The following is a 23,040-nucleotide window of genomic DNA, read 5'->3' on the forward strand; positions in this document are numbered from 1 at the left end:
TTGTATACAGGAGATTTTTCTAATCCGAAGCCATTGCCATTAGATTTTCTCATCTTCAACATGTAATTTTTTTACATGCGAAGGCCAGATTTGCGCAGCTTGCAGTCAAATTGCTGATATTGTCAGCAATTCTGATCACATTAGCGCAACCTAGGCTAACGGCACAACTTAGGCAGTGCCAACTTATTACCCATGGCCTGTTGTATGAACACTGTTTTCAGCCCAGCGACATTATCAACCAGATTTAATCCCAGATCGCGAATCGCCTTTTTGACTGGGTTTGAACCTTCGAATAGGCGTTTAAAGCCCTCCATCGCCGCGATCATCTCCATTGCATCGGCTTTGCGCCAACGTTCAAGTGCACGCAGCTGCGCATAATCGCCGATATCTTTACCCGCTTGCTGTAATTCGCTGATCACTTCGATAATGCTGGCCGCATCTAAAAAGCCGAGATTCACCCCTTGGCCAGCCAGCGGATGAATAGTATGGGCTGCATCACCTGCTAACACTAAACGGTGGCGGGCAAAATGGCGGGCGTAGCGCATCCGTAATGGAAAGGCTTGGCGCTCGCTTTCCAGCTTGCAAATCCCTAAACGACCGTCGAAAGCAGCGGTTAAGTTGCGCTCGAATTGCACTTTATCCATTGCCAATAATTCAGTGGCGCGCTCGGGCGGCACCGACCAGACGATAGAGCAGAGATTGTCTTCATACAGAGGTAAAAATGCTAGCGGGCCGTCCTGCAAAAACACTTGGCGGGCGGTGGCAAGGTGTGGCATTTCGGTACGAATAGTTGCGACGATTGCGTGGTGGCCGTAATCCCAAAAGGTCAGCGGGATCTTGCACTGCTCGCGCACCCAAGAGTTGGCGCCATCGGCGGCTATCACAAGTGCAGCACTGACACTTTCTATTTCAGAATCGACGCCATTGGCAAGGGTCAACCAAGCTTCGCGCTCACCAAAAGCAATGCGCTCTAAGCGTTGGTTTTGAATATGGGTGATATTGTCAAACTCACTGGCGCGTTTGGCGAGGGCAAAGCTAATGGCATCGTTTTCGATAATCGCGCCGAGACTGGTTTCGCTGATGCTGTTGGCATCAAAGGCAATTTTACCGAAACCGTCTTTATCCCACACCGACATTTTTTGATAAGGCGTGGCGCGGGAAGTGTCTAAATAACTCCATGCCCCTAAGTTTTCTAACAAGCGCTGGCTCGCCTTATTGATGGCGCTCACCCGTAAACGTGGCTCGCCGCTCACGGCCTCTGTGTGGCCCGCATCGATAACGACAACATTCAGATCGGCCTGCGCCAATCCAATCGCGGTGGCGAGTCCCACCATGCCGCCACCCACAATGGCGATGTCATAGGCTTGTGAACTTAACATGGGTACATCCTTTTCGCGTTGCGATACCAGTAAATTGCGGAGTTATTTCCAGCCCATTGCCTTTTGAGCAACGGGGGTTTTCAGTGGCGGAAACCAAGACAAGAGCCTTAATCCTAAGTTACGACCCAGCGCCATCGGCCAATATTGGTTTGAAAAGCCACGGACTAAAAATTCGATATTTCGGATAGTGCTGTTTCTGTCGTGCTCGCGGGCATTAAGGTACGCATGGGTCACAGCGGCGGAGCCAATATCGTCACCCTGCGCGAGCGCCGTTTGGATCACCTCGAGCAAACTCACCACATCCCTCAACCCTAAGTTAAACCCTTGCCCCGCAATCGGATGCAGTGTCTGCGCCGCATTGCCGATAAACACACATCTGTGATGAATTGGCCTTGGCATATAGGACAAATTAAGCGGATACGCATGGCGCGCGCTGACATCGATAAACGTGCCTGCACGATAACCAAAGGCCTGTTGCAGCGCCGCTAAAAACTCAGCCTTAGGCGCGTCTTGCATCTGTTTAGCCCGCGCATCATCGAGCGCCCACACGAGAGAAAAGCGAGGTTGACCTTGAATATCGGCCATAGGCAACAACGCTAAGGGACCTGTTTGGGTAAAGCGCTCATAGGCCCAATGTTTGTGAGGCCTATTGGTTGGCAAATCGGCAGTTTGAATATTGGCAATAATGGCCGTTTGTTCGAAGGCCACTTGAGTCACGGGCAAATTAAAACTGCTGCGCACTTTGGATTGCAAACCATCTGCGGCAACCACAAGTTTGGCTTGAATTCGCTCGCCCGTATCGAGCACTAAGGTGTGACCTTCAACGGCGGGTTCTACTTGGGCAAGCTTGGCGGGGCAATAGAGTTTGACATTACTCTTATTCAACTCGTTAAACAGCACTTGGCCAACCCGTTCAAGCTCAACCACTTGGCCTAGGGCATCTAAATGAAACTGCGCCGCATTGAGTTCTGTCATGCCAAAGTGGCCGCGATCCGACACATGGATATTTTCAATCGCCGTGCCCAAATGGGCGAGCTTTTGCCATAAACCTAAACGGGATAATTCGAAAATAGAACCGTGGGCGATAGCAATAGAGCGGGCATCGAACCCGGGGTGTTGCTTATCGGGAAGGTGCGCTTCGATTAAGGCGATAGAAAGTGGCCGAGCTGCGGATAGAGAAAGACGCGCGAGAGCTAACGCTAGGGTCGCCCCCGCCATCGCACCGCCTACAATCGCGATGTCGACGTGTTGAACTGAAGTATCCATGTGATTTGTGGCCGTCATGGGGATCTCATTCAAGCTTTGGCATAACACTAAGGCATGTAAACATAAAAGATGTAAACATCAGTGCTATGCACTCAAAAATACCAGTGCTATGGACTCAAAGGCAGGTTTGCCCACCTTTGACATCTAATGAAGCCACTACTGTGTTAACTTATTGAACATTAAACAACTGCGGTAAATTAATGCACCACCGCAGTATCGTCAGCCTCGCCATGGGGAAGCTCAGGACCAAACTCCGAGTAACACATGATGGCTGCAATACGAACAAACTCGAGTAATTCAGTGTAAGCGGCTTCGGATTCTTCATCGTCGGCAACATCAAATTCCACTTGGGCAATTTCCGCCAAGTCTTTGATCACTTCACGTACTTCTGCCGAGGCTTGATTCAATTTAGGCTGAATAATCGCCATGCCAGTCAAAAAACTCTGGGTCCACAGGGACAAGGCTTCAACACGTTGGCTGAGCGGCTCTTCTTCTTCGGGCAACAGCGGCATGAAACCAAATTCAAAATCCACTAAACGCGTCACTGAATCGTTAAACAAATCACACACTAATTGGTGCAACTGCGCCGGCAAAGGTTGACCATCGTTCATCAGGTCGAATAAAGGCTTGATCCAAGTGTCGCCAGTTTGCTCTACACCACCGCAAATTAAGCCGACTAAAGCACCGTGAACTTCTACCGGATGCTGGCCGATTTCAGCCGCATCTAAGGCGAGTTTTAAGCTGTCGATACGTAACGAAGGAGGGGTTGCCATATCAGATCCCAATAAGATTTTTCCAGCAGCAATGCTAGCAGAGATAAAGACTTGAACCAATACTGAATCCCAATAATGGCGAAATCGGCCACGCCCTGATAAAAAACTATCCAACTGCTCACACAAACAGCAAACAAAACCGTCAAAGACCAATCCATTTGCGGCTTACCTTGCACTTTTAAGATCAGCCCTATATAGTCCGCCCTAAGAGGCTAACGAAAGGATCACCCGCGACATGAGTAACAGTGCTGTTGAAATTACCCTACTTGGGCGCACCTACTCTATCGCTTGCCCGAAAGGTCAAGAGGATGCCTTACGTACGGTAGCGTTGGGAGTTGAACAACAACTCAGTGCGTTAAAAACCCGAACCAATAGCCTAAGCCGTGAAGAAATTGCGATCATGGCGGCGCTGAATATTGGACACGAGTTGTTCCAAGAAAAGCAAAAAAATAAGCACTACATGCAACAGATGGACGACAGGATCAGCTTGCTGCAGTCGACCCTCGAATGTGCCTTAGTTGAGCGTTCAACTAAATAGATTTAAACTGTGCACCTTAGTGATTTAACACTCATTGAGTTAAACCAACTGACGCACAGTGAATGGCTAAACTGGATTATCAACATAAACCAATGCTTTAGCGATTCAATACCGTTTTGCTCCCTGGGATGCATGCCAACTGGTAATGTCCCTGTGCCGATAATTTTTATCTCAGGGTGAATGCTTTACTGACATTGTGCATGCTCGGCTTGTACCGAGAAGCCTTAGGAGGTAATCATTTACCCGCCTTGAACCTACGGTTCAAGGGCTACACCGGTAGCGGCATTCTGGGGAGCATCTTAATTCTATGTCTACATCTTCCAAACTTTCTCATTTGAATCCCCAAAGCAACACGGCGCAGCTTGCCGTAGAAGTCGCTGATGCCGTAGATGTCGCAAGCTATGCGGCAAATATCGCACTCCATACAAAAGAAAGCCGCAATCTGTTACGCAAAGCCATTCGCACCGCCCGTAAATCTCTCTCCGAAATAGAACAAACCCAAGCAAGTTTAAACGCCTGCCAGCGAATGCTCGATGCATTGCAGACCAACAAAGCGCAACATGTGGCATTATATCTCACCCATGATGGCGAACTCGCCACGCCGCCGCTGATCGCTGCGCTGTGGCAGTTGGGCATAAACACCTATCTACCTAGGTTGCATCCCTTCAATGCCGGACAATTGTTATTCCTGCATTACACCGCAGACACCCCCATGCAGGCGAATCAATTCGGCATCTTAGAACCTAAATTAGATGTGCGCGCCATTATCCCAGTGACAGAATTAGATGTTGTTATCACACCATTAGTGGCTTTTGATTTAATGGGCAATCGCATGGGCATGGGCGGCGGTTATTACGATAGGACGCTGGCGAACTGGCAGCTTAAGGGTAAACCTTTGCCTATGGGTTACGCCCACGACTGTCAGCAAGTGACGAGTTTACCTTGCGAACATTGGGATGTGCCTTTACCGTTCATCATCACCCCAAGTCGGGTACTGACGTTTTGAAAAAGAAGGATCGAGAAACTAGAAGCTAGGGCGCGGCGCTGCTAGAAAAAGCAGAGCGTCGCTCCATAACTGCTCCTGCACTCTTTTTATTAAAGAGTTCTACCTCCTACATCTGACAACTTTGGAGGGTGAAAATGTCATATTTGGTATGAAACAAAATAGATCATGCAGTCGTTAGCTCCTTCTAGAATCTAGAGCCATGCAGTGGCGTTCTAGAGCCTTCTCTACCTCAAATGCCGGCCACCATCGACATTATGGCAACGACCAGTGACGTAGCGGCTATTCAGCAGATATTCCACTAAGTCGATAATTTCCTCATTCCCCGCCTCTTTCGGCAACAGCGCTTTGGCTAAGGTTTTTTGCTGATAGGCAACATCATCTCCTGCATTAAATAGGATCATCGCAGGCGCAATCGAATTCACTTTGACCTCGGGCGCAAATTTGGCGGCAAAGGATAGCGTCATATTGTGCAGCGCGGCTTTACTGGCGGCATAGGCGATATGCTTCTGACTGCCCTTCTCTGCCACATAGTCAGTAATATGAATCACATCACTGCCGCCGATTTCATCGCCAGCAGCCGCACGTAGCTGCGCCTCTAAGGCCAAGTTCAACTGATAGGGTACGCTCACATGCACTTGCATCATCCGCTGCAGCACTTCGCTCGGCGCAAAAGTGGTACTCTTTAAAGACTCATTCTTTGTAAGCACAGGATCAGGCAGCCAGTCAGAGGCATTGTGAATAATGGCGCGAATTTGCGGCAATTTAGCTAACTCATTAATTAAGGATCGCACTTGGGCATCGTCATAAAAATCGCAGGGATACAGAGTCGCACCTAAAACGTTCAGCTCATCAATGCTAGCGTAATGGCTGCGATAAGTACCAATCACACGCTGACCTTGGGCGAGAAAATGTTTGGCTAAGGCGTAACCTATGCGTTTACCCACGCCTGTGATAATGATGGGAGATGTCATACCTATCCTTTTGAGTCGTTATTTGTCAGGCTTTACCTTGTTCACTTAAAAATCAGCAATCAAGTTAAACTGATTAATAACCAAGATGTTACTGCACTCATTTGAATTTTACCTAACAAAAAGCCAAATGAGATGCTGATCCGTTCTACAATCACTTCGATCTAAAACCCTTTCTTCTGCGTATAGGGTAGAAGAAAACCAAGCTTGAGTACTTACTTCAAGTATTGTGATCAAGTCATCAGAGGTAATACCGATGGAACTGCGGATTTTTTACGATGGGAATTGTCCATTATGTAGCGCCGAAATGCGTCAACTGAAAGCGCGCGATCCCAACAACTTGATTGCGCTTGAGGATTTAAATGCGCCAGACTTTAGTGAGCGCTTCAGCCATATCAATAAAGACTACGCCAATACGATTCTCCATGGCGAAACCGCAACGGGCGAAGTGTTACTCGGGTTAGATGTCACTTGTAAAGCGTGGGCACTGACAGGGACGCGCGCCTGGATCCAACTGTTACGCCTGCCCGTGATTAAAACTGTGGCCGATTGGTGCTATCTCAGATTCGCAAAACACAGATATCGCATATCTTATTTACTGACGGGCAAAGCCCGCTGCGATGATAACTGCCAAATTCCCACTAAGCGCCGCTGATCAACTGAATTAGCTTAGTAAAGTATAAAACCCAGGCATAAAAAAACGGAGCTCAATGGCTCCGTTTTTAATTCCTCATAATCTAAAAAGATTATCCGAAATATTATTTAACGAAATCAACGCCTAGTTTGATATCGCCTTTCAGCGTATCTAACATAGAATCACGAGCGTTAGCTTCGAATGCACTCACTTCACCGTAAGGCAGTACTTTTTCAATACCGTTTTTGCCTAACAGCACAGGTTGTGCGAAGAATTCAGCATGCTCGCTGCCGCCGTCAACATAGGCGCATTCAACGATGTTAGCCTCGCCTTGCAGACCACGAACCAGAGACAGACCGAAACGGCAAGCCGCTTGACCCATAGACAGAGTCGCGCTTCCGCCACCGGCTTTAGCTTCAACCACTTCGGTACCCGCGTTTTGGATGCGAGTCGTCAGACTTGCCACTTCTTCGTCAGTGAAAGTCGCGCCTTCAACTTGAGACAGTAATGGCAGAATAGTCACGCCGCTGTGGCCGCCGATCACATTCACTTTAACGTCAGCAACGTTCAGGCCTTTTAATTCGGCGATGAAAGTTTCAGAGCGGATCACGTCTAATGTCGTGATACCGAACAGACGGTTTTTATCATAAACACCCGCTTTTTTCATCACTTCAGCAGCGATAGCTACGGTCGTGTTGACTGGGTTAGTGATAATGCCAACCAAAGCCGTAGGGCAAGTTGCCGCTACTTTTTCGATCAGGTTGCGAACGATACCCGCATTGATATTGAACAGATCAGAACGATCCATACCAGGCTTACGCGCAACACCAGCAGAAATTAGAACAACGTCAGCACCCACTAGGGCAGGCGTTGGATCTTCACCAGCAAAACCTTTGATTTCAACAGCAGTTGGAATGTGGCTCAAGTCAACCGCAACACCCGGAGTTACCGGTGCGATATCATATAGAGACAATTGTGAACCCGCAGGCAATTGAGTTTTTAACAGTAGGGCAAGAGCCTGGCCGATACCACCAGCAGCACCAAGTACAGCAACTTTCATAGTTATCTCCGTTATTTCTCGGATATGTGTGACATGGATCTAATTTGCGTTGGCGTCACATTACTGGAATGTCACAACAATTTCAATTATCCCTTAGTCGTGGGACAAAAGAATTCCGGAATAATGTAGAAGCAATGTAGGACAATTACTCAAATTGGGATTTTTACGCCCCCTACAAACGCTTAACCACTGGGGCTTAGTGAATTTTTATTCAACCAATCTGGTTATTTGTTGACAATTTTTCTAAAAATATTCAAAATGGGCCTGTTTTTTTGAATAACGAATAATAATATTATGCAAACGACCAAGAATCAGGATGACCTTGTTAGAATTTTTAAGTCGATTTTAAAAGAAGAGCGCTTTGGCTCTCAGAGTGAAATCGTCACCGCCTTGCAAGCTGAAGGCTTTGGTAATATTAACCAATCAAAAGTGTCACGCATGCTCAGCAAGTTCGGCGCAGTGCGGACTCGCAACGCTAAGCAAGAGATGGTGTATTGCTTACCAGCCGAATTAGGCGTACCCACCGCGGGTAGCCCACTGAAGAATTTGGTACTCGACGTCGATCACAACCAAGCGATGATCGTCGTGCGAACTAGCCCAGGTGCCGCGCAGCTGATTGCCCGCTTGTTGGATTCTATCGGTAAACCAGAAGGCATTTTGGGTACGATTGCCGGTGATGACACTATCTTCATTTGCCCATCGAGCATCCAAGATATCGCCGATACCTTAGAAACCATCAAATCTTTATTCAATTACGCAGAATAAAAAAAACAGGTCAGTGAGCTGACCTGTTCTATTTTACCTGCACCTTTTGAAGTGCGATGCCGCGCTGGTTATTTGGCCATTGTCCCGATTACGTTACAGATTACAGCACAATATCTAACTCACAATCTCTAACTCAACTGTAGCGATATCAGTAAGCCACGCTGATACGCTGATTTGCGTGAGTGCCCTGTTCGGCTTCGTCTACCATGGCTTTTGCGTAATCGGTTACAGAGATACGACTTTGACCATTGGCATCGGTAAAGAAGCTGTCGCCACCAAGACGGTACGGGCTTTCACTCTCACCGGGATATATCTCAGCCGCAGGGCTCACAAACGTCCAATTGATTGTCGTTTGCGCCGCACGGAATACCTTCAAGGCTTCACCCTGAGCTAACGCTTCATCTTTATATGCTGCAGGGAAATCTGGGCTAGATACCAGCGTCACACCCGGCGCCACTTCTAAACTCCCAGCACCACCGACCCACAATAAACGTGGCACGTTAGCGTTAGGCAGCACATCCAGTAAATGCTGAACCGTACTCGCCACTAGACCATGATTTTGTTGGGCGCGGCCACCAACGGCGGCAATCACGACATCTACACCAGCAAAGGTATCGGCGACCAATGGCTGCTCTAAATCCACGGCATGTACTACTACGTCAGCCACGGATAACTTGCTTGGGTCACGCACTAACGCTGTCACTTGATGTCCACGACTCTGTGCTTCTTTTAAAATTGCACCACCAATCCAACCCGTTGCACCTAAAATTGCGATTTTCATTTCATTGTCCCACTCAGATGATTTACATTGGATCCAGTTTACTTGCAGTTTTTCACCTAATAAACATCAATAATTGAGCATGATTGTTTCAATATAGGATACTAATGTGGATAAAATTGCCGCTATACGCAGTTTCGTCGAAGTCGCAAACTGCGGCAGCTTTACCAAAGCTGCCGAACATTTAGACCTCAGCCGCCTGCAGGTTTCCCGTCATATTCAAGAAGTGGAGCAGTGGTTGAGTTTACGCTTATTACACCGCACCACGCGCAGCGCCAGCTTGACTTTGCAGGGTGAGGAAGCGCTACAATTTTGCCAGCGGATCTTAAGTGAAGTTGCTGCCATGGAGAGCCGTGCCCACAGCCATAACAGTGAACTGGTAGGCAGTATTCGTATCGCTACGCCTATTGGTCTTGGGCAGCACAGTCTGTTTGATGTCGTCGATCGCTTTATTAAAATTCATCCTAAGGTCAACATTCAACTGGTGATGTCGGACAGTTTTGCGCAATTGGTAGATGAGAGAGTCGACGTGGCGCTACGTTATACCGAGCAACCCGATGAGAATCTCATAGCTCGGCGTTTGATGACCATAGATGCAGTACTTTGCGCGGCACCGAGCTATCTTGATAGCGCAACGCCACTCCTCGAACCCATTGATCTGTTGGCCCACAACTGCCTCATACACTCAGCGCAACAAAACTGGCCTTTTCTAAAAGAACTGCAAGCCGAGCACGTCAAAGTTACAGGGAATCTTAGGGCTAACGATATGGGAGTGTTGGTCAGTGCGGCGCTACGTGGACATGGCATAGTGCGTTTACCCTGTGACTTAGCTAACCAATACCTTGCCAGTGGTCAACTCAAAGAAGTCCTACCCGAATTTACGACACCAGGCCAAACCTTGTGGGCGGTATATTTGTCCCGCAGTTATCAGCAAAATCTAGTGCGCGCCTTTATCGATTTCACCGCCCTGCAATGGCAGCTCGATATCAAAAAATGGGTTCCCGCGCATTAGCATAAAAAACGCACTTAGGCGTTAGCTTAAGTGCGTCTCGATTGATACTAATTCGGCTTGATTATAGAAAGCTTATTCGTCGAACTGCAGCATAAAATCCAGTGCGGGGGCAAAGAAAGATGAACCTGTCATCGCCTTAGTAAAATGCATCAAGTGATCATGATTGCCTTCGCCATCACCAAACATCATGCTATGCAGCATCTTTTCAAAATGTTCTGGCGTGCGGCAGTTAGAGATAAACATTAATCCCTGCTCCTTCAGCGAACCATAGGGCATACTCTGACGCAGGATCTCCATTGACTTACCATCGGCATCTTTAAGATTAACGCGCTTGATATGGCTGGTCAGTGGCTTATCTTCAGATTCATACTCGATATTATCTTGCTTAGTTCGACCGATTATATCCTCTTGTTTTTTAACTGGTAACCTATGCCACTTACTTAAGTTATGGGCATATTTTTGCACATGAATATAGCTGCCACCCTTAAACTCAGGATCCTCATCACCCACAAGTGCCACTTCCTGGCGGTGGCGCCCCTTAGGGTTTTCGGTGCCATCGACAAAACCAGTCAAATCACGGCTATCCATAAATCTAAAGCCACGCTCTTCTTCAACTAACTCCACTAAATCTTCAAACATTTGGCTGATTTCATTAGCCACTAAATGCAGAATATCGTAACGATCACTGCGAATATGCACGAATAAATCATATTCAATTGCAGGCGCTTCACGACTGCCCACTTGCATCGCAGGGAAAGGTTTGAGCAGTTCTGGGCGAGCAGTAGGATAGAGGCTATCCCAATAATTAGCACCAATACCAACAAAACCATTGAATGCACTGTCGGAATATTGATCTGTCAGCTCATAAATATACTGCGCAACGTTGGCAAGACAGGGACGTAATTGCGACTCGACATTGTCATTGGCATTAAACATCAAATAGACACTGTGTAAGTTCCCCTCTGCACACACACCCAACTGTTCACGCGGCATATTTTGAATATCCATTTGGTTATCACCCTTTTTCTAAATTCATTTTCGGCAATATTATCCGCAACTTTACCTAAAAATGACATTAACTAACGCACAGTTTGCTCTGATCTGTTTATGATAATGCCAATAGCGGAGCATTATCCCACCCCAGACCCTTAAACATAAAAATTGACGAGACCATTAAAGTCTCGCCAATCAGTTAAATCGAATCAATGACGTCAGGTTCACTCAGTGTTGAGTTTACCTTAGCATTTATCTTAGTGTTAATAGCCTGCGGCGTGACCATCCTTGCGACTCTCAGAGGCCGCACGATATACGCCGGTTTCGGCATTAAATCCAATGGCTTGATAGCCACCAAACTCCCCAAGTCCGTCACGCAGCACATGGCCTTTCTTAATCAACTCACGACGGGTTTCTACCGGAAAACCTGATTCCATACTGACGTAGCCGCCATCCTTCATCACTTCGCCTGTGGGCTCGGTTGACCCCATATGCAAAATTCTGGGGGCATCGCCCGCTTCTTGCAAGTTCATTTTAAAATCAATCAGATTCATTACAATCTGCGCGTGCATTTGTGGTTGAGTCGCGCCGCCCATCACCCCAAAGCTCAGCCAAGGTTTACCGTCTTTGGTCACAAAAGCCGGAATAATGGTATGGAATGGACGCTTGCCCGGTGCGTAGGTATTAAAACGCCCTTCCGTTAAATCAAACATTTGCCCGCGGTCTTGCAGCACAAAGCCGAGATCCGGCGGTGTCATCCCTGAACCCATACCACGGTAATTACTCTGAATGAGTGACACCATGTTGCCATCTTTGTCGGCGGTAGTCAGGTACACAGTATCGCCATGTTGCAACGCTGGATTACCCGCATCGACACTCTTGGCGGCTTTTGTAGGGTCAATTAACTTAGCGCGATCATAGTTATATTTCTGTGAGATAAGCTCAGTAACAGGCACTTTATTAAAGGCCATGTCGGCATAAAACTTAGCTCTGTCGGCAAAGGCGAGTTTCTTTGCTTCGACAAATAAATGGACATATTCAGGACTATTAAAGCCCATGGCAGCCACATTAAAGGGCTCCATAGTTTTTAAGATTTGTAGCGCCGCAATGCCTTGACCATTAGGTGGCAGTTCCCACACATCGTAACCACGGTAGTTCACCGAAACGGGATCTATCCAGTCGCTAGTATGGCTCGCTAAGTCATCATAACTTAAATAACCACCTTGGGATTTCATGTACTTATCGATACTTTTGGCGATATCACCTTTATAGAAAGCATCGCGGCCGCCCTTGGCAATTTTCTCATATGTGTTAGCAAGCGCTGGGTTTTTAAAGATTTCCCCTACGGCAGGCATCTTACCATTAGGCATATAGGTTTCTTTAAAACCGGGGAATTTAGCCAGTTTTTTACCACTAGCATCAAGGTAATAGGCAATCAACTCTGACACAGGGAAACCATCACGGGCGTAATGAATTGCAGGCGCGAGGTTATCAGCCATAGCTAATTTACCAAACTTATTATGCAGCTCATACCAACCGTCCACAGTGCCCGGTACAGAAACCGGCAAAGGTCCAAGCGGCGGTAAATAGTCTAATCCGAGGGATTTAAGCTTTTCTAAACTTAAGGATTTGGGACTGCGCCCCGATGCATTTAGACCATAGAGGCGTTTATCTTTTGCGCTCCAAACGATAGCAAATAAGTCCCCGCCGACACCCGAGCCCGTTGGCTCGACTAATCCTAACATAGCGTTAGCGGCAATCGCTGCATCGACCGCACTGCCGCCCTGTTTGAGTATATCAATAGCGACTTGCGTGGCTAAAGGCTGACTGGTCGCCGCCATCCCTTGGGTTGCATACACTTCTGATCGCGTTGCGAAGGCTTTACCTGTGATCCTATCCATGGCCATCACTCCTGAAGACGATATTGCCGTTGCTACAATAACGAGGGTGCAAATTGAATTTATTGTTTTTATCATAATTCCTCCAAAACCAGAGGATAAAAGTAGCAAGGATGGTCGAAAATATCACCAACCAATACCGCATAGACCCAAGTTAAACGTAAGCAAAAATGTCGTACTTTAGTTGGCTATGTCATATCAGCATTGAATAAATACTCATCGCTTAGATTGGGTCCCCACAGTTTGAATATGCTGAAGATTCAAACAACACGAGCGAATGCGGCTCAGTCGTTACCCCAACTTTTTGGCCGATAGTGAGCTGCATCATTTGGCTACGCACCTCCACATAATAAGCATGGGAAGCGGCTTCAATTTTGACCCAATAATGACAAAAGGCGCCTAAGAAACGTCGCTCAGTGATAGTACCAACGCCCTGTTCATCGGCGCTGAGCGTCAATTGCTGTGGTCGCAAGAATACTGTTCCGCTGAACTCGCTCGGCAAATTTAATGGCGTGAGGCTCGTTAAATGACCTATGGGAGTGACAACACTGTGCCCATCAAACACTGCTGCAGGTAAGTAATTACCGCTACCTAAAAAGTCCGCCACATAGCGGCTGTTTGGGGCGGCATATAAAGCTTCGGCACTACCATGCTGCACTATGATGCCTTGATTAAAGATGGCTAAAGTATCTGCAAATACAAAGGCTTCATCCTTGCTATGAGTAACAAACACCGCACTGACATTACGCTGTTTTAAGATGCTGCGAATTTCCGCCATCATCTCGTAGCGCACTTGGGCATCAATATTGGAAAAAGGCTCATCGAGCAGCAATAACTGCGGCTCATAGGCAAGTGCCCGCGCAATCGAAACTCGCTGCTGCTGACCGCCAGATAATTCATGGGGATAACGCTGTGCCAACCCTTCAAGTTTGACCAAGGCTAGCATTTCATCCAAACGTGCCTGACGTTCTGCGCCCGACAATCTAGCCACCCCAAAGAGGATATTTTCCGCCACAGTCAAATGAGGGAAAAGCGCATAGTCTTGAAAAATCATGCCGATGCCGCGCTGCTCGCTAGGTACAAACTGGCTATCGCCACTCACTATGCGGCCATTAATCTGGATTTCACCTTGGCTTATGGCCTGTAATCCAGCAACCGCACGTAATAAGGTCGTCTTGCCACAACCGCTTGGGCCTAACAACGCCAGGATTTCCCCTTGGGCGAGCGTTAAACTCAAACCTTTAAGTACTTGCTGGCCCTGATAATCGCTATGAATTTGCTTAAGCTTGAGCGTACTTGTCATCAGCTGTGATGCTCCAATGAACGGTTTAAATAAATAAGCGGCACTAAACCCACCAGTACAATCACAATAGCAGCTAATGCGCCGTGCTCGAGTTTTTCATCGGACGCAAACTGGAATACATAAGTTGCAAGATTTTCAAAACCGATAGGCCGCAGCAATAACGCAGCGGGCAGTTCCTTCATGCTTTCGATAAACACCAATAAAGCGCCCGCAAACAATCCCTTGGCAAGTAAAGGCAAATGCACCCGCCGCAAAAGTTGCCTAGGAGTTTGCCCCATGGTCAGGCTCACCATGTCTAGCGATGGCGAGATGCGTTTATAACTGCTTTCAACACTGCCAATCGCAATTGCCACGAAACGTACACAAAAAGCAAAAATCAATGCCATCACACTGCCTGTAAGGATAAGGCCTGGGCCTGCTATACCGAAAAGATCCGCCAGATCGTTAATCGCAAAATCTAACATAGTTAAAGGCACTAATACCCCAATAGCCAGCACAGTGCCTGGTAAGGCATAGCCCGTCGAAGCTAACCGTGAGGGCAAAGCATCACTCTGTCTTGGGCTTATCCGGCGAACGAACATAAGCAGTAAGGCGATTAAGCAACAGAGTAAACTGGTGATCAGCGCAAGACTGAGGCTGTTAAGACTCAATTGCCAAAAACTCTTATCCCAGCTTTGTTCAAAGTAACCAATGGCATAGGATAATAAAATCCCGAAAGGTAACAGAAAGGCTAATAGCAATAGCATGCCGCAAAAGCTGAGTGCGACCAAGGTTTGAGTCATCGAGAGTCGATACAAGTCTGTGGCTTGTATACGTGATTGTTTTTGGAATAACTGCTGTTTACGACGGGCAAAACGCTCAAATCCAATCAGGCTAAATACCACCAGCAAGATAATCGCCGATAACTTAGCGGCGGCGGTCAAATTGCCATAACCCAACCAAGTGTCGTACACGGCTGTCGTTAAGGTAGGCACGGCAAAATAGTTAACCGTTGCAAAATCAGCGGCCGTCTCCATCGCCACTAAAGCCACCCCAACGGCGAGCGCAGGCCTTGCCATAGGCAAAGATAAACGCCAAAAACTTTGCCACGGTGAACAGCCCATAATGCGCGAAGCATGGGCCAAACTTAAGGATTGCTCCATAAAAGCGGTACGCGCCAAGAGATAAATATAGGGAAACAATACCAGCGACAACATACACGCCGCGCCGCCTAAGGTACGAATATCGGGGAAGAAATAATCCTGCGGTGAGTCCCAGCCAAATATCGAACGAAGACCGCGCTGCACTGGCCCCGCATAATCGAGTAAATCGGTATAGACGTAGGCAACAATATACGCAGGCATAGCGAGGGGCAATAATAGCGCCCATTGCAAATATCGCCTGCCGACAAAGTCACAACGAGCCATCAACCAAGCGCAGGGTAACGCGAGTAATAACGCCCCCAGACTCACCCAGAAAATCAGCAATAAACTATTAATGATATATGTCGGCAGAACCGTTGCCATCAAGTGCCCAAACACCGCTTCGTCAGGCTGAAAAGCTTGAAATATCAACGCAAATAGTGGCAATACCAGCAAGGCAGCCACGGCATAACCAGCAAGCGACCAGCTTCTGGCTAATCCTAAAATCATGTCAATCCTTAAAACGTCACAGCGCCAATCACTGGCGCTGATCACCTAAATCTACATTTTGTCGCTAGCACTGGAGCTAGAGATCAAACTGCACTTCATCTAATAGCTTAACCGCCGCTTGGTGATATTCTGCCAATTTAAAAATGGGTAACTGATCTGACTTAAACTTACCCCATGAGGCCACTAAAGATGAAGGTGCCACATCGGCTTTCACTGGATATTCCATATTCACATCGGCATAGGCCTTTTGAGCCACATCGGCGGATAAGAACTCCATCAATTTGATCGCATTGGCTTTATTAGGCGCATGGCGAGTGAGTACCATACCAGACACATTCACATGGGCACCGCGGTCAGCTTGGTTCGGGAAGTTGAGCGTCACAGCTTCGGCGATCGCCTTTTGCTCAGGATCCTGCAACATATTGCCGTAATAGTAGCTATTACCAATGGCGATCTCACACACACCTTCTTTTACTGCGGCAATTTGCCCCCTGTCGTTCCCCTGAGGTTTGCGGGCTAAATTAGTTTTCACGCCTTGTAACCAAGTTTTTGCCTCAGCTTCACCGTGATGAGCAATCATAGATGCGACTAACGCTATGTTGTATGGATGCTTACCACTGCGAGTACAAATCTTTCCTTTATATTTGGGATCGGCTAATTCTTCATAGGTCAATTGCTGCTGGCCTAAACGATCCTTGGCTGTATAGAGATTTCGCACCCGCATAGTCAGGGCATACCACTGGCCGTCGGGATCGCGATACTGCGCAGGAATATTGCTCTCTAGCAGGGGATTTTTGACTGGAGAGGTTAGATCTTTATCCACTAATTCAACTAAACGTGAAAAATCAGACGTCAGCACAAGATCCGCTGGGGATAAACGGCCTTCACGGACGAGACGCTCGGCAATACCGTCTTTAGCAAATACCAAATTCACACCTATGCCAGTTTCTTCGGTGAAACGCGTCAGGATAGGCTCCACCAAGAAAGCTTGGCGATAAGAATAAACGGTTAATTTATCATCTGCATTCGCTGAATGCCCAACCGACATTAACCCAAAAACAGCCGCGCAAGTTACCCATTTCATTACCGAATTCTCCCCAAAGTGATGACGTGTTCTGCAAAATTAGAACACTAACGCATTAATGATAATGCTTATCAGTTTCGCAAGAGTAATAGATACGGAACTTGAGAGCAAGCAGCTAATTAACTTTATGTTTTTAATGGTATTAATCTGAAAATTTGAGATTATCTCAAATCAAACTAAACTGAACCTTAATTTGATTAAAATGCTTTCAGGAGGCGTTATGTTAACTGTTTTGCTGCTAGGCGTAGCCGCAATTGCGCTATTTGGCTTATTCAAACTCAATAGTCGTCCCAAAAGACATAAACACTCTTCTCAAGTTGCAGATCCCAGCATTAATAAAACTCACAGTTTTCACAGTGTGAGCATAGTGAATAACGGCAGTTGCTGTGAGCAGATTGAAGCGCTTTCTGGAAAACGATTTTTATCGAAAGATGCGCCCGAAATTCCGATGGAAGAATGCACTATGGCAAACTGCCAATGCCGCTATCAACACCATGAAGACAGGCGCCAACTAGGCAATGATCGCAGAGTAGAATATGGGGTTACTCGTGAATTATTCGGCGCTTTTGGTGAACAAAATCGCCGTGATAGGCCAAAAGGAAGACGCGCAACCGACGGTTGAGCATCCTCTGCGGATTATTGGGGACGAGTTTGAATAAATGCAGGTAAATCACGCATTTCACTGAACCAAAGTGCTGTCGCAGGTGCAACCTTACGCCAATCTAGCTCTGGATGTCTAAAATCCACATAATCGAGTAAGCAAATCAAGGCTAATTGCGGTGCTTGAATCGTGGTTTGGGTGATCACAGTTTGAAGCTCAATCTGCATAAGGCCGCGCAGCAGTGCTTGTTCAAAACGTGCAGTCCAAAATACTGACCTCACGCCTTCTTCTTCACGCATTTGCTCTTGGCGTAATTTCACCGCGCTATCGATTAAGCCTTTAACTAAAGAATACTGACACTCCAGCACCCAGTTATTATTTGAGATCCCAAACATCTTACGATCGCCAAACTCTGCATCTAGGTAACGCATGATCACTTCACTATCGAATAGTGCTACACCATCGTTGGTAATAAGACACGGGATCTGTCCTAACGGGTTAGCATCGAGTAATTCTGCGCTGTTTTCAAAGGGATTAACTAGCTGCTCTTCAATATTGTTAATCCCTAGATACTGGATTAAGGCTCTTACACAACGGGCATAGGGCGAAGCTTGAGAACTTAACAACTTCATCAAAAATTTCCTTTTGTTTGCATTAAACGCTATGGCTTTTTAGGGGCAAGAACGGAAACAAGTTTACTCTCGCCTTCTATGTAAAATTGAGATTACCAGTATTTTTCAACGGTAATTTGCCCAGGAGCACGGCGTAAATTCTTCACTAACCCTTTATCGAGTAAAGCGGCTTGCGCACCATTAATCATACCCGGATTGCCGCAGATCATAACTTGAGAGTCAGCTGCGTTTAAGGTTAATCCTGCCTTTTTTTCGATTTCACCCGAGACTATTCCCTCGGGAATGCGGCACTGCAAAGCATCGGCAAAGGGTTTACGGGTCACACTCAAGACTAATGTAAATTGTTCAGGGTATTTGCGTTCTAAATTACGCAGCTTATCAAGATATGCCAAATCCTGTGCCTCGCGCACGCCATACACAAGCACGACTTTTTCAAAACGCTCCCAAGGTTCATCGGTGTCGAGCATAGACAAAAATGGCCCTACTGCTGTTCCTGTGGCTAAAAACCACAAATGCTTCCCTTGGAGTTCACCCTTAGGAATTTCAGCTAAGGTCATAAAACCAGTCGCGGTTGAGGTAATTTCAATTTCATCGCCTATTGCAAGGTTGTGTAATTGAGGCGATAACAGGCCATCCTCTACCGCAACGGCGAGCACCTCGGCATAGGGTTTATCGGGAGAATTAACTAAGGAGTAGGCTCTAGCCACACGCTTATCATCTTGCATTTGACTTAACTTGATAAACTGACCAGGAATAAATGGAGCTAACTCGGCAGCAATGCGCAATGAGAATAACTTATCACTCCAATCAATACGTTCTATCACTTGTCCCCTAATCCACATAACCTGCCCTCAAGCGAAACGTTAAATAGGCTTCCAGCATAGACTTTTTTCTGCACAACAAAAACCCCTTATATAAGGGGCTTATGACTATAACGCTGAATATAGAACTGAAAATACTGAGGTATTAACTCGGACTCGATGCTGTCTCATCAGTCTTCTTGTTAAAGCTATCTCTAAAGGCTTGCAGCCCCTCTTGCACTAAGCTGTAGGTTTTATCGACACCATCGGCAATATCACCCTGCAATACTTTAAGGCCGGACAGAATATCTTTAGCCTCTTTAAAGCCATTGTCGATGGCACCGCCAATAATCCCCATAAAGCTATCGAGTTGATCACTTAGACTCATACCCGAATTTTGTTGTTGGTGAATGCTAAAAAACTGCGTCGCAAAACTCACGATACGATCTGCAGTCGCTTCTGGAGAAGTATCTACGCCATTATCGTAAGCCGTCTGAATCGCGTTCTCGCCCATAGTGGGCGCTAATTCTTTATTAATCGACTCTATCGCTGCGCGATAAAGCAAGGCCATAGACTGATCGCCTGACTTGATATTCACATCTTGCTGTGCCGATAAAATCGCTTGATTCATCAGCTGCTTGCTCGTTTGCTGCGCAGTTTGCTTCGAGGTTACTTCTGTGGCTTTCGCGTCCTTCGAATCACTCACTTCGGTGCCCTTAGACGCCGCGTTTTCAGCATATTTTTTCTGTGGCAAAGGGGTACTTTGCACTTGAGGGGGTTTATTGATTTCCATGATGACTATCCATTCAATTCGGGTCGACTTAATTATCGACCAAAATTTAACCAGCTTTAGTAATTTTTAGAATTGAAGTACCATCTGACCACAAGGCCATGATAAGGCCCACATAAATTAAGTGGGTTCATTCTTTAATAAGGTGCATAAAGCGCCAACCCACCGCAATGCAGATCATTACTATCGCTGAGCTTAGACATAAGCCAATAGAAAAGGATGTTACACCATGGCAGCAGGCCGCAGTTTGAGTCATTTCCGCTTTCACGGGTTTACACTAATCCTTAAGCACTATTTTAAGCATAATCTGGGTATCAATATAAAACGCTTTAGCCTGCTAACAAGCCTCGTCATATTCACTTGCCTCGGCTTTACTCCCATTAGCCAAGCTCATGCGGAAAGCAGACTAATTATTTTAGTCAGACATGCGGAAAAAGCCGACACACCAGCCAATAACCCGCAGTTATCACCCAAGGGAGAAATACGCGCAGCATCACTGATCACTGCCTTGAGCCGCACGCCGCTGTCGCAACTTATTGCGACTCAATACCTAAGAACCCAGCAAACACTCGCGCCCATCGCCGAGGATCGCCATTTACCTGTGACGATAGTAGAAGCTGCCAAACCTATCGAAGAACATATTCAACACATTGTCGAACAAGTGCATGCTGTAAAGGGCAATACACTCATCGTTGGGCATTCAAACACTGTCCCACTGATCATTAAAGCCCTTGGTGGACCGGAGATCCAAGCGATAAGTGAAGATGACTATAGCCAGCTGTTTTTACTCTCTCTTAATGATGACCAACCTGCGAGCTTGATCGCCACCCGTTATGGACAAGAATAAGGATAAATAACATGAGTGAACTCAATTGGTTTATGTGGGGACTCGATCTATTTTCAGGGTTGTTTTTAATTATAATAGGACTCGCAGTACTCGCGGTTATTTACATGTATATCGCAGATAAAATGCAGACCAAACAAGCGGTAAGACATAACTATCCTGTAATTGGTCGCTTTCGGTATCTGTTCGAGAAACAAGGCGAGTTCTTTAGACAATACTTTTTCGCCCAAGACAGGGAAGAATTGCCATTCAACCGTGCAGAACGCAGTTGGGTGTACCGCGCGGCTAAAAATGTCGATAGAACTATCGCCTTTGGTTCGACTCGCCCCTTGGATACTGTCGGTACTGTTATGTTTATGAATACCGCCTTCCCAACCCAAGATGAAGAGATCACGCCCATTCATCCACTGACAATTGGCACCAATTGCCGCCAACCCTATACGACTCAAGCCATTTGTCATATTTCAGCCATGAGCTTTGGGGCTCTATCGCGCCCAGCAATTACCGCCCTTTCCCACGGTGCGGCGCAGGCGGGTTGCTGGCTTAACACAGGTGAAGGCGGCTTGAGCCCTTATCATCTAAAAGGTGGCTGCGATATCGTCTTTCAAATTGGAACAGCCAAATACGGTGTACGTAATGAGCACGGACATTTAGACGATGAAAAGCTCAAGTCGATAGCCATTCATCCCGAAGTCAAAATGTTTGAAATTAAAATGAGTCAAGGGGCTAAACCGGGTAAAGGTGGCATTTTACCAGGGATCAAAGTCACAGCTGAAATTGCCCATATCCGCGGTATTCCTCAGGGTTATGACTCTATTAGCCCTAATGGTCATATTGAATTCAAATCCGTGAACGATATTTTGGATATGGTTGAACGAGTACGTAAAGTTACCGGTAAACCAACGGGCATTAAGGCCGTACTCGGTGACGTACAGTGGCTCGAAGATTTATGTGATGAAATCGAACGTCGTGGCGAAGACTCTGCCCCCGACTTCTTTACTTTAGACAGTGCCGATGGCGGCACAGGCGCTGCACCACAACCTTTAATGGATTATGTCGGATTACCACTGAAGGAAAGCTTACCAATCCTAGTTAATGTCTTGATCCAACGAGGCTTGCGTAAACGCATCAAAGTCATCGCTTCGGGTAAACTCATAGTGCCATCAAGAGTCGCTTGGGCTTTAGCATTAGGTGCAGACTTCATCGCATCGGCCCGCGGTAATATGTTCGCCCTAGGTTGTATTCAAGCCTTACAGTGCAATAGAGATACCTGCCCAACGGGCATCACAACGCACAATCCCAAGCTACAACAAGGACTCGATCCTAGGGATAAATCGGCTCGTGTTGCTAACTATAATCATAATTTACACCATGACTTAGCCTTAATTGCGCACTCTTGCGGAGTGACAGAACCAAGACAACTCAAACCCTCACATGTCCGAATTGTACTCGATAGCGGTTTATCCATTTCACTCGATAAATACTATGCACATATGGATAAGTAGCCGCGAACCCTCGCGGTTAATGGCGAATACAACTTTCGTTTATATAGGGTTTACATAAGGTATATTTGAATGCGTATCACAAAAGAGGTAAGATCCGTGACGTGAGACATTATTCAAATGTCTTACCCACAATTGAACTTAAGGAAACACTTTGAAATCTAGCTTCGTAAGCCAACTGCCCGCCAGTAAAACTGTAAGCACTAGCTGTAAGAGCTGTAATCGCCTGACCGAGATCGAAGGTGAACTGGTGTGTTTTCGCGAAGGGCAGATCATTCGACTCACTTTGATAGATGAGTCAGTACCTAAATTGAATCTTTTATGTGAAGGTTGGAAAGCGGGGAAGCTGAACGGCGTAGCTTAATTCAGTCATATTTTATCTCTGGAGTCTCTCTAGAGCATCAAGAATAGAGGCTCACCTCTATTCTCGGACGTTCTCACCTAAACTGTACTAAAGCACTAGCAAACACACCTAACGCATACCCATAAAGTCACTTGTCGGCGCGTTCATATCGCGGATCACACCTGCCAGCACCATTTCTGGATTGACTTTAGCCAAGGTAAGTCGCCGAGTTGTAACCAACAGGCCCGCGTTCAACTCAGCATGAATGCGTTGCAATGAATCATAATCAACACCACGTTTTTTCAATGTCGCCATGATGGCATACCAATCAGTGGCGACTTTTTCTTCTTTACCTTCAATATTAGCTCTCAGTGTAATATTTTCCATGCCAGATCTCTTCCGATTGATGTGTTGGCATTGAGTATAGAGAGCCGAAGCTG

At 46.7% G+C, this 23,040-nt stretch carries 24 protein-coding genes and 1 other RNA gene; 10 read left to right on the plus strand and 15 right to left on the minus strand.

The window, feature by feature from the left end:
• Positions 1-155 precede the first annotated feature (155 nt).
• The 3 genes from ACHA99_RS19225 to ACHA99_RS19235 all read right to left on the minus strand — a co-directional run bounded on the left by ACHA99_RS19225 (position 156) and on the right by ACHA99_RS19235 (position 3,418).
• Positions 156-1,379, minus strand: coding sequence for an FAD-dependent monooxygenase (locus tag ACHA99_RS19225; RefSeq protein ID WP_393944444.1), 1,224 nt, complete (start codon positions 1,377-1,379; stop codon positions 156-158).
• A 42-nt stretch (positions 1,380-1,421) separates the two neighbouring features.
• Positions 1,422-2,663, minus strand: coding sequence for a 2-octaprenyl-6-methoxyphenyl hydroxylase (ubiH, locus tag ACHA99_RS19230; RefSeq protein ID WP_263184462.1), 1,242 nt, complete (start codon positions 2,661-2,663; stop codon positions 1,422-1,424).
• A 179-nt stretch (positions 2,664-2,842) separates the two neighbouring features.
• A complete protein-coding gene (locus ACHA99_RS19235; RefSeq protein ID WP_105252998.1) occupies positions 2,843-3,418 on the minus strand; it encodes a UPF0149 family protein in 576 nt (191 codons plus the stop codon).
• Positions 3,419-3,653: 235 nt separating this feature from the next.
• Here ACHA99_RS19235 and ACHA99_RS19240 point away from each other — a divergent pair, with 235 nt between their 5' ends.
• The 3 genes from ACHA99_RS19240 (at position 3,654) to ACHA99_RS19250 (ending at position 4,962) form a co-directional block, all read left to right on the plus strand.
• Positions 3,654-3,956, plus strand: a complete 303-nt coding sequence (locus ACHA99_RS19240; protein WP_219233863.1) for a cell division protein ZapA — start codon at positions 3,654-3,656, stop codon at positions 3,954-3,956.
• A 117-nt stretch (positions 3,957-4,073) separates the two neighbouring features.
• Positions 4,074-4,254: non-coding RNA, 6S RNA (gene ssrS, locus ACHA99_RS19245), on the plus strand.
• 9 nt (positions 4,255-4,263) lie between these two features.
• Positions 4,264-4,962, plus strand: coding sequence for a 5-formyltetrahydrofolate cyclo-ligase (locus ACHA99_RS19250; protein WP_219233864.1), 699 nt, complete (start codon positions 4,264-4,266; stop codon positions 4,960-4,962).
• Positions 4,963-5,186: 224 nt separating this feature from the next.
• On the opposite strand, the gene folM is transcribed toward ACHA99_RS19250, so the two are convergent.
• Positions 5,187-5,933 (minus strand): dihydromonapterin reductase, encoded by a 747-nt coding sequence (gene folM / locus ACHA99_RS19255; protein ID WP_393944447.1) that lies wholly within the window; start codon positions 5,931-5,933, stop codon positions 5,187-5,189.
• A gap of 253 nt (positions 5,934-6,186) precedes the next feature.
• Here folM and ACHA99_RS19260 point away from each other — a divergent pair, with 253 nt between their 5' ends.
• Positions 6,187-6,585 carry a thiol-disulfide oxidoreductase DCC family protein gene (locus tag ACHA99_RS19260; RefSeq protein ID WP_393944449.1) on the plus strand — a complete coding sequence of 133 codons (399 nt, stop codon included), beginning with the start codon at positions 6,187-6,189 and terminating at the stop codon, positions 6,583-6,585.
• Positions 6,586-6,688: 103 nt separating this feature from the next.
• Here the strand turns inward: ACHA99_RS19260 and mdh are convergent, their stop codons facing one another.
• Positions 6,689-7,624, minus strand: a complete 936-nt coding sequence (mdh, locus tag ACHA99_RS19265) for a malate dehydrogenase (protein WP_105250210.1) — start codon at positions 7,622-7,624, stop codon at positions 6,689-6,691.
• Between the two features lie 294 nt (positions 7,625-7,918).
• Between mdh and argR the strand changes: the two genes are divergently transcribed.
• Positions 7,919-8,389 carry a transcriptional regulator ArgR gene (gene argR, locus ACHA99_RS19270; RefSeq protein ID WP_006080175.1) on the plus strand — a complete coding sequence of 157 codons (471 nt, stop codon included), beginning with the start codon at positions 7,919-7,921 and terminating at the stop codon, positions 8,387-8,389.
• 148 nt (positions 8,390-8,537) lie between these two features.
• Here the strand turns inward: argR and ACHA99_RS19275 are convergent, their stop codons facing one another.
• Positions 8,538-9,170, minus strand: coding sequence for an NAD(P)-dependent oxidoreductase (locus tag ACHA99_RS19275; protein ID WP_393944452.1), 633 nt, complete (start codon positions 9,168-9,170; stop codon positions 8,538-8,540).
• Positions 9,171-9,276: 106 nt separating this feature from the next.
• On the opposite strand from ACHA99_RS19275, the gene ACHA99_RS19280 reads away from it, so the two are divergent.
• Positions 9,277-10,179 carry a LysR family transcriptional regulator gene (locus ACHA99_RS19280; protein ID WP_113939097.1) on the plus strand — a complete coding sequence of 301 codons (903 nt, stop codon included), beginning with the start codon at positions 9,277-9,279 and terminating at the stop codon, positions 10,177-10,179.
• A 72-nt stretch (positions 10,180-10,251) separates the two neighbouring features.
• Here the strand turns inward: ACHA99_RS19280 and ACHA99_RS19285 are convergent, their stop codons facing one another.
• From ACHA99_RS19285 to ACHA99_RS19305, 5 genes are all read right to left on the minus strand, one after another.
• Positions 10,252-11,187 (minus strand): Dyp-type peroxidase, encoded by a 936-nt coding sequence (locus tag ACHA99_RS19285; protein WP_113939098.1) that lies wholly within the window; start codon positions 11,185-11,187, stop codon positions 10,252-10,254.
• 248 nt (positions 11,188-11,435) lie between these two features.
• The gene (gene ggt / locus ACHA99_RS19290; protein WP_393944454.1) at positions 11,436-13,148 is read right to left on the minus strand and encodes a gamma-glutamyltransferase; all 1,713 of its coding nucleotides are present in this window, start codon (positions 13,146-13,148) and stop codon (positions 11,436-11,438) included.
• A 145-nt stretch (positions 13,149-13,293) separates the two neighbouring features.
• Positions 13,294-14,373 (minus strand): ABC transporter ATP-binding protein, encoded by a 1,080-nt coding sequence (locus tag ACHA99_RS19295; protein WP_105250215.1) that lies wholly within the window; start codon positions 14,371-14,373, stop codon positions 13,294-13,296.
• The gene (locus tag ACHA99_RS19300; RefSeq protein WP_219250430.1) at positions 14,373-16,004 is read right to left on the minus strand and encodes an iron ABC transporter permease; all 1,632 of its coding nucleotides are present in this window, start codon (positions 16,002-16,004) and stop codon (positions 14,373-14,375) included. The genes ACHA99_RS19295 and ACHA99_RS19300 overlap by 1 nt, the downstream gene beginning before the upstream one ends.
• Before the next feature lie 76 nt (positions 16,005-16,080).
• A complete protein-coding gene (locus ACHA99_RS19305; RefSeq protein ID WP_113939101.1) occupies positions 16,081-17,088 on the minus strand; it encodes a Fe(3+) ABC transporter substrate-binding protein in 1,008 nt (335 codons plus the stop codon).
• Positions 17,089-17,308: 220 nt separating this feature from the next.
• On the opposite strand from ACHA99_RS19305, the gene ACHA99_RS19310 reads away from it, so the two are divergent.
• Positions 17,309-17,710, plus strand: coding sequence for a hypothetical protein (locus tag ACHA99_RS19310; protein WP_393944457.1), 402 nt, complete (start codon positions 17,309-17,311; stop codon positions 17,708-17,710).
• Positions 17,711-17,724: 14 nt separating this feature from the next.
• On the opposite strand, the gene ACHA99_RS19315 is transcribed toward ACHA99_RS19310, so the two are convergent.
• The 3 genes from ACHA99_RS19315 to ACHA99_RS19325 all read right to left on the minus strand — a co-directional run bounded on the left by ACHA99_RS19315 (position 17,725) and on the right by ACHA99_RS19325 (position 19,914).
• Positions 17,725-18,321, minus strand: a complete 597-nt coding sequence (locus ACHA99_RS19315) for a glutathione S-transferase N-terminal domain-containing protein (protein WP_263235907.1) — start codon at positions 18,319-18,321, stop codon at positions 17,725-17,727.
• Between the two features lie 92 nt (positions 18,322-18,413).
• Positions 18,414-19,163: a ferredoxin--NADP reductase gene (locus tag ACHA99_RS19320; RefSeq protein WP_105250220.1), complete on the minus strand. Its 750-nt coding sequence runs from the start codon at positions 19,161-19,163 to the stop codon at positions 18,414-18,416.
• A 124-nt stretch (positions 19,164-19,287) separates the two neighbouring features.
• Positions 19,288-19,914, minus strand: a complete 627-nt coding sequence (locus tag ACHA99_RS19325; RefSeq protein WP_168824649.1) for a DUF5610 domain-containing protein — start codon at positions 19,912-19,914, stop codon at positions 19,288-19,290.
• A gap of 226 nt (positions 19,915-20,140) precedes the next feature.
• Here ACHA99_RS19325 and ACHA99_RS19330 point away from each other — a divergent pair, with 226 nt between their 5' ends.
• The 3 genes from ACHA99_RS19330 (at position 20,141) to ACHA99_RS19340 (ending at position 22,621) form a co-directional block, all read left to right on the plus strand.
• Positions 20,141-20,758, plus strand: a complete 618-nt coding sequence (locus ACHA99_RS19330) for a histidine phosphatase family protein (RefSeq protein WP_393944460.1) — start codon at positions 20,141-20,143, stop codon at positions 20,756-20,758.
• Positions 20,759-20,769: 11 nt separating this feature from the next.
• Positions 20,770-22,260: an FMN-binding glutamate synthase family protein gene (locus ACHA99_RS19335; RefSeq protein WP_393944462.1), complete on the plus strand. Its 1,491-nt coding sequence runs from the start codon at positions 20,770-20,772 to the stop codon at positions 22,258-22,260.
• 151 nt (positions 22,261-22,411) lie between these two features.
• Positions 22,412-22,621, plus strand: a complete 210-nt coding sequence (locus tag ACHA99_RS19340) for a hypothetical protein (RefSeq protein WP_105250224.1) — start codon at positions 22,412-22,414, stop codon at positions 22,619-22,621.
• Between the two features lie 108 nt (positions 22,622-22,729).
• Here the strand turns inward: ACHA99_RS19340 and ACHA99_RS19345 are convergent, their stop codons facing one another.
• Positions 22,730-22,987, minus strand: coding sequence for a hypothetical protein (locus ACHA99_RS19345; protein WP_105250225.1), 258 nt, complete (start codon positions 22,985-22,987; stop codon positions 22,730-22,732).
• Positions 22,988-23,040 lie beyond the last annotated feature (53 nt).

The sequence above is a fragment of the Shewanella sp. S23-S33 genome, assembly GCF_043359565.1.
GTDB lineage: Bacteria > Pseudomonadota > Gammaproteobacteria > Enterobacterales > Shewanellaceae > Shewanella > Shewanella oncorhynchi.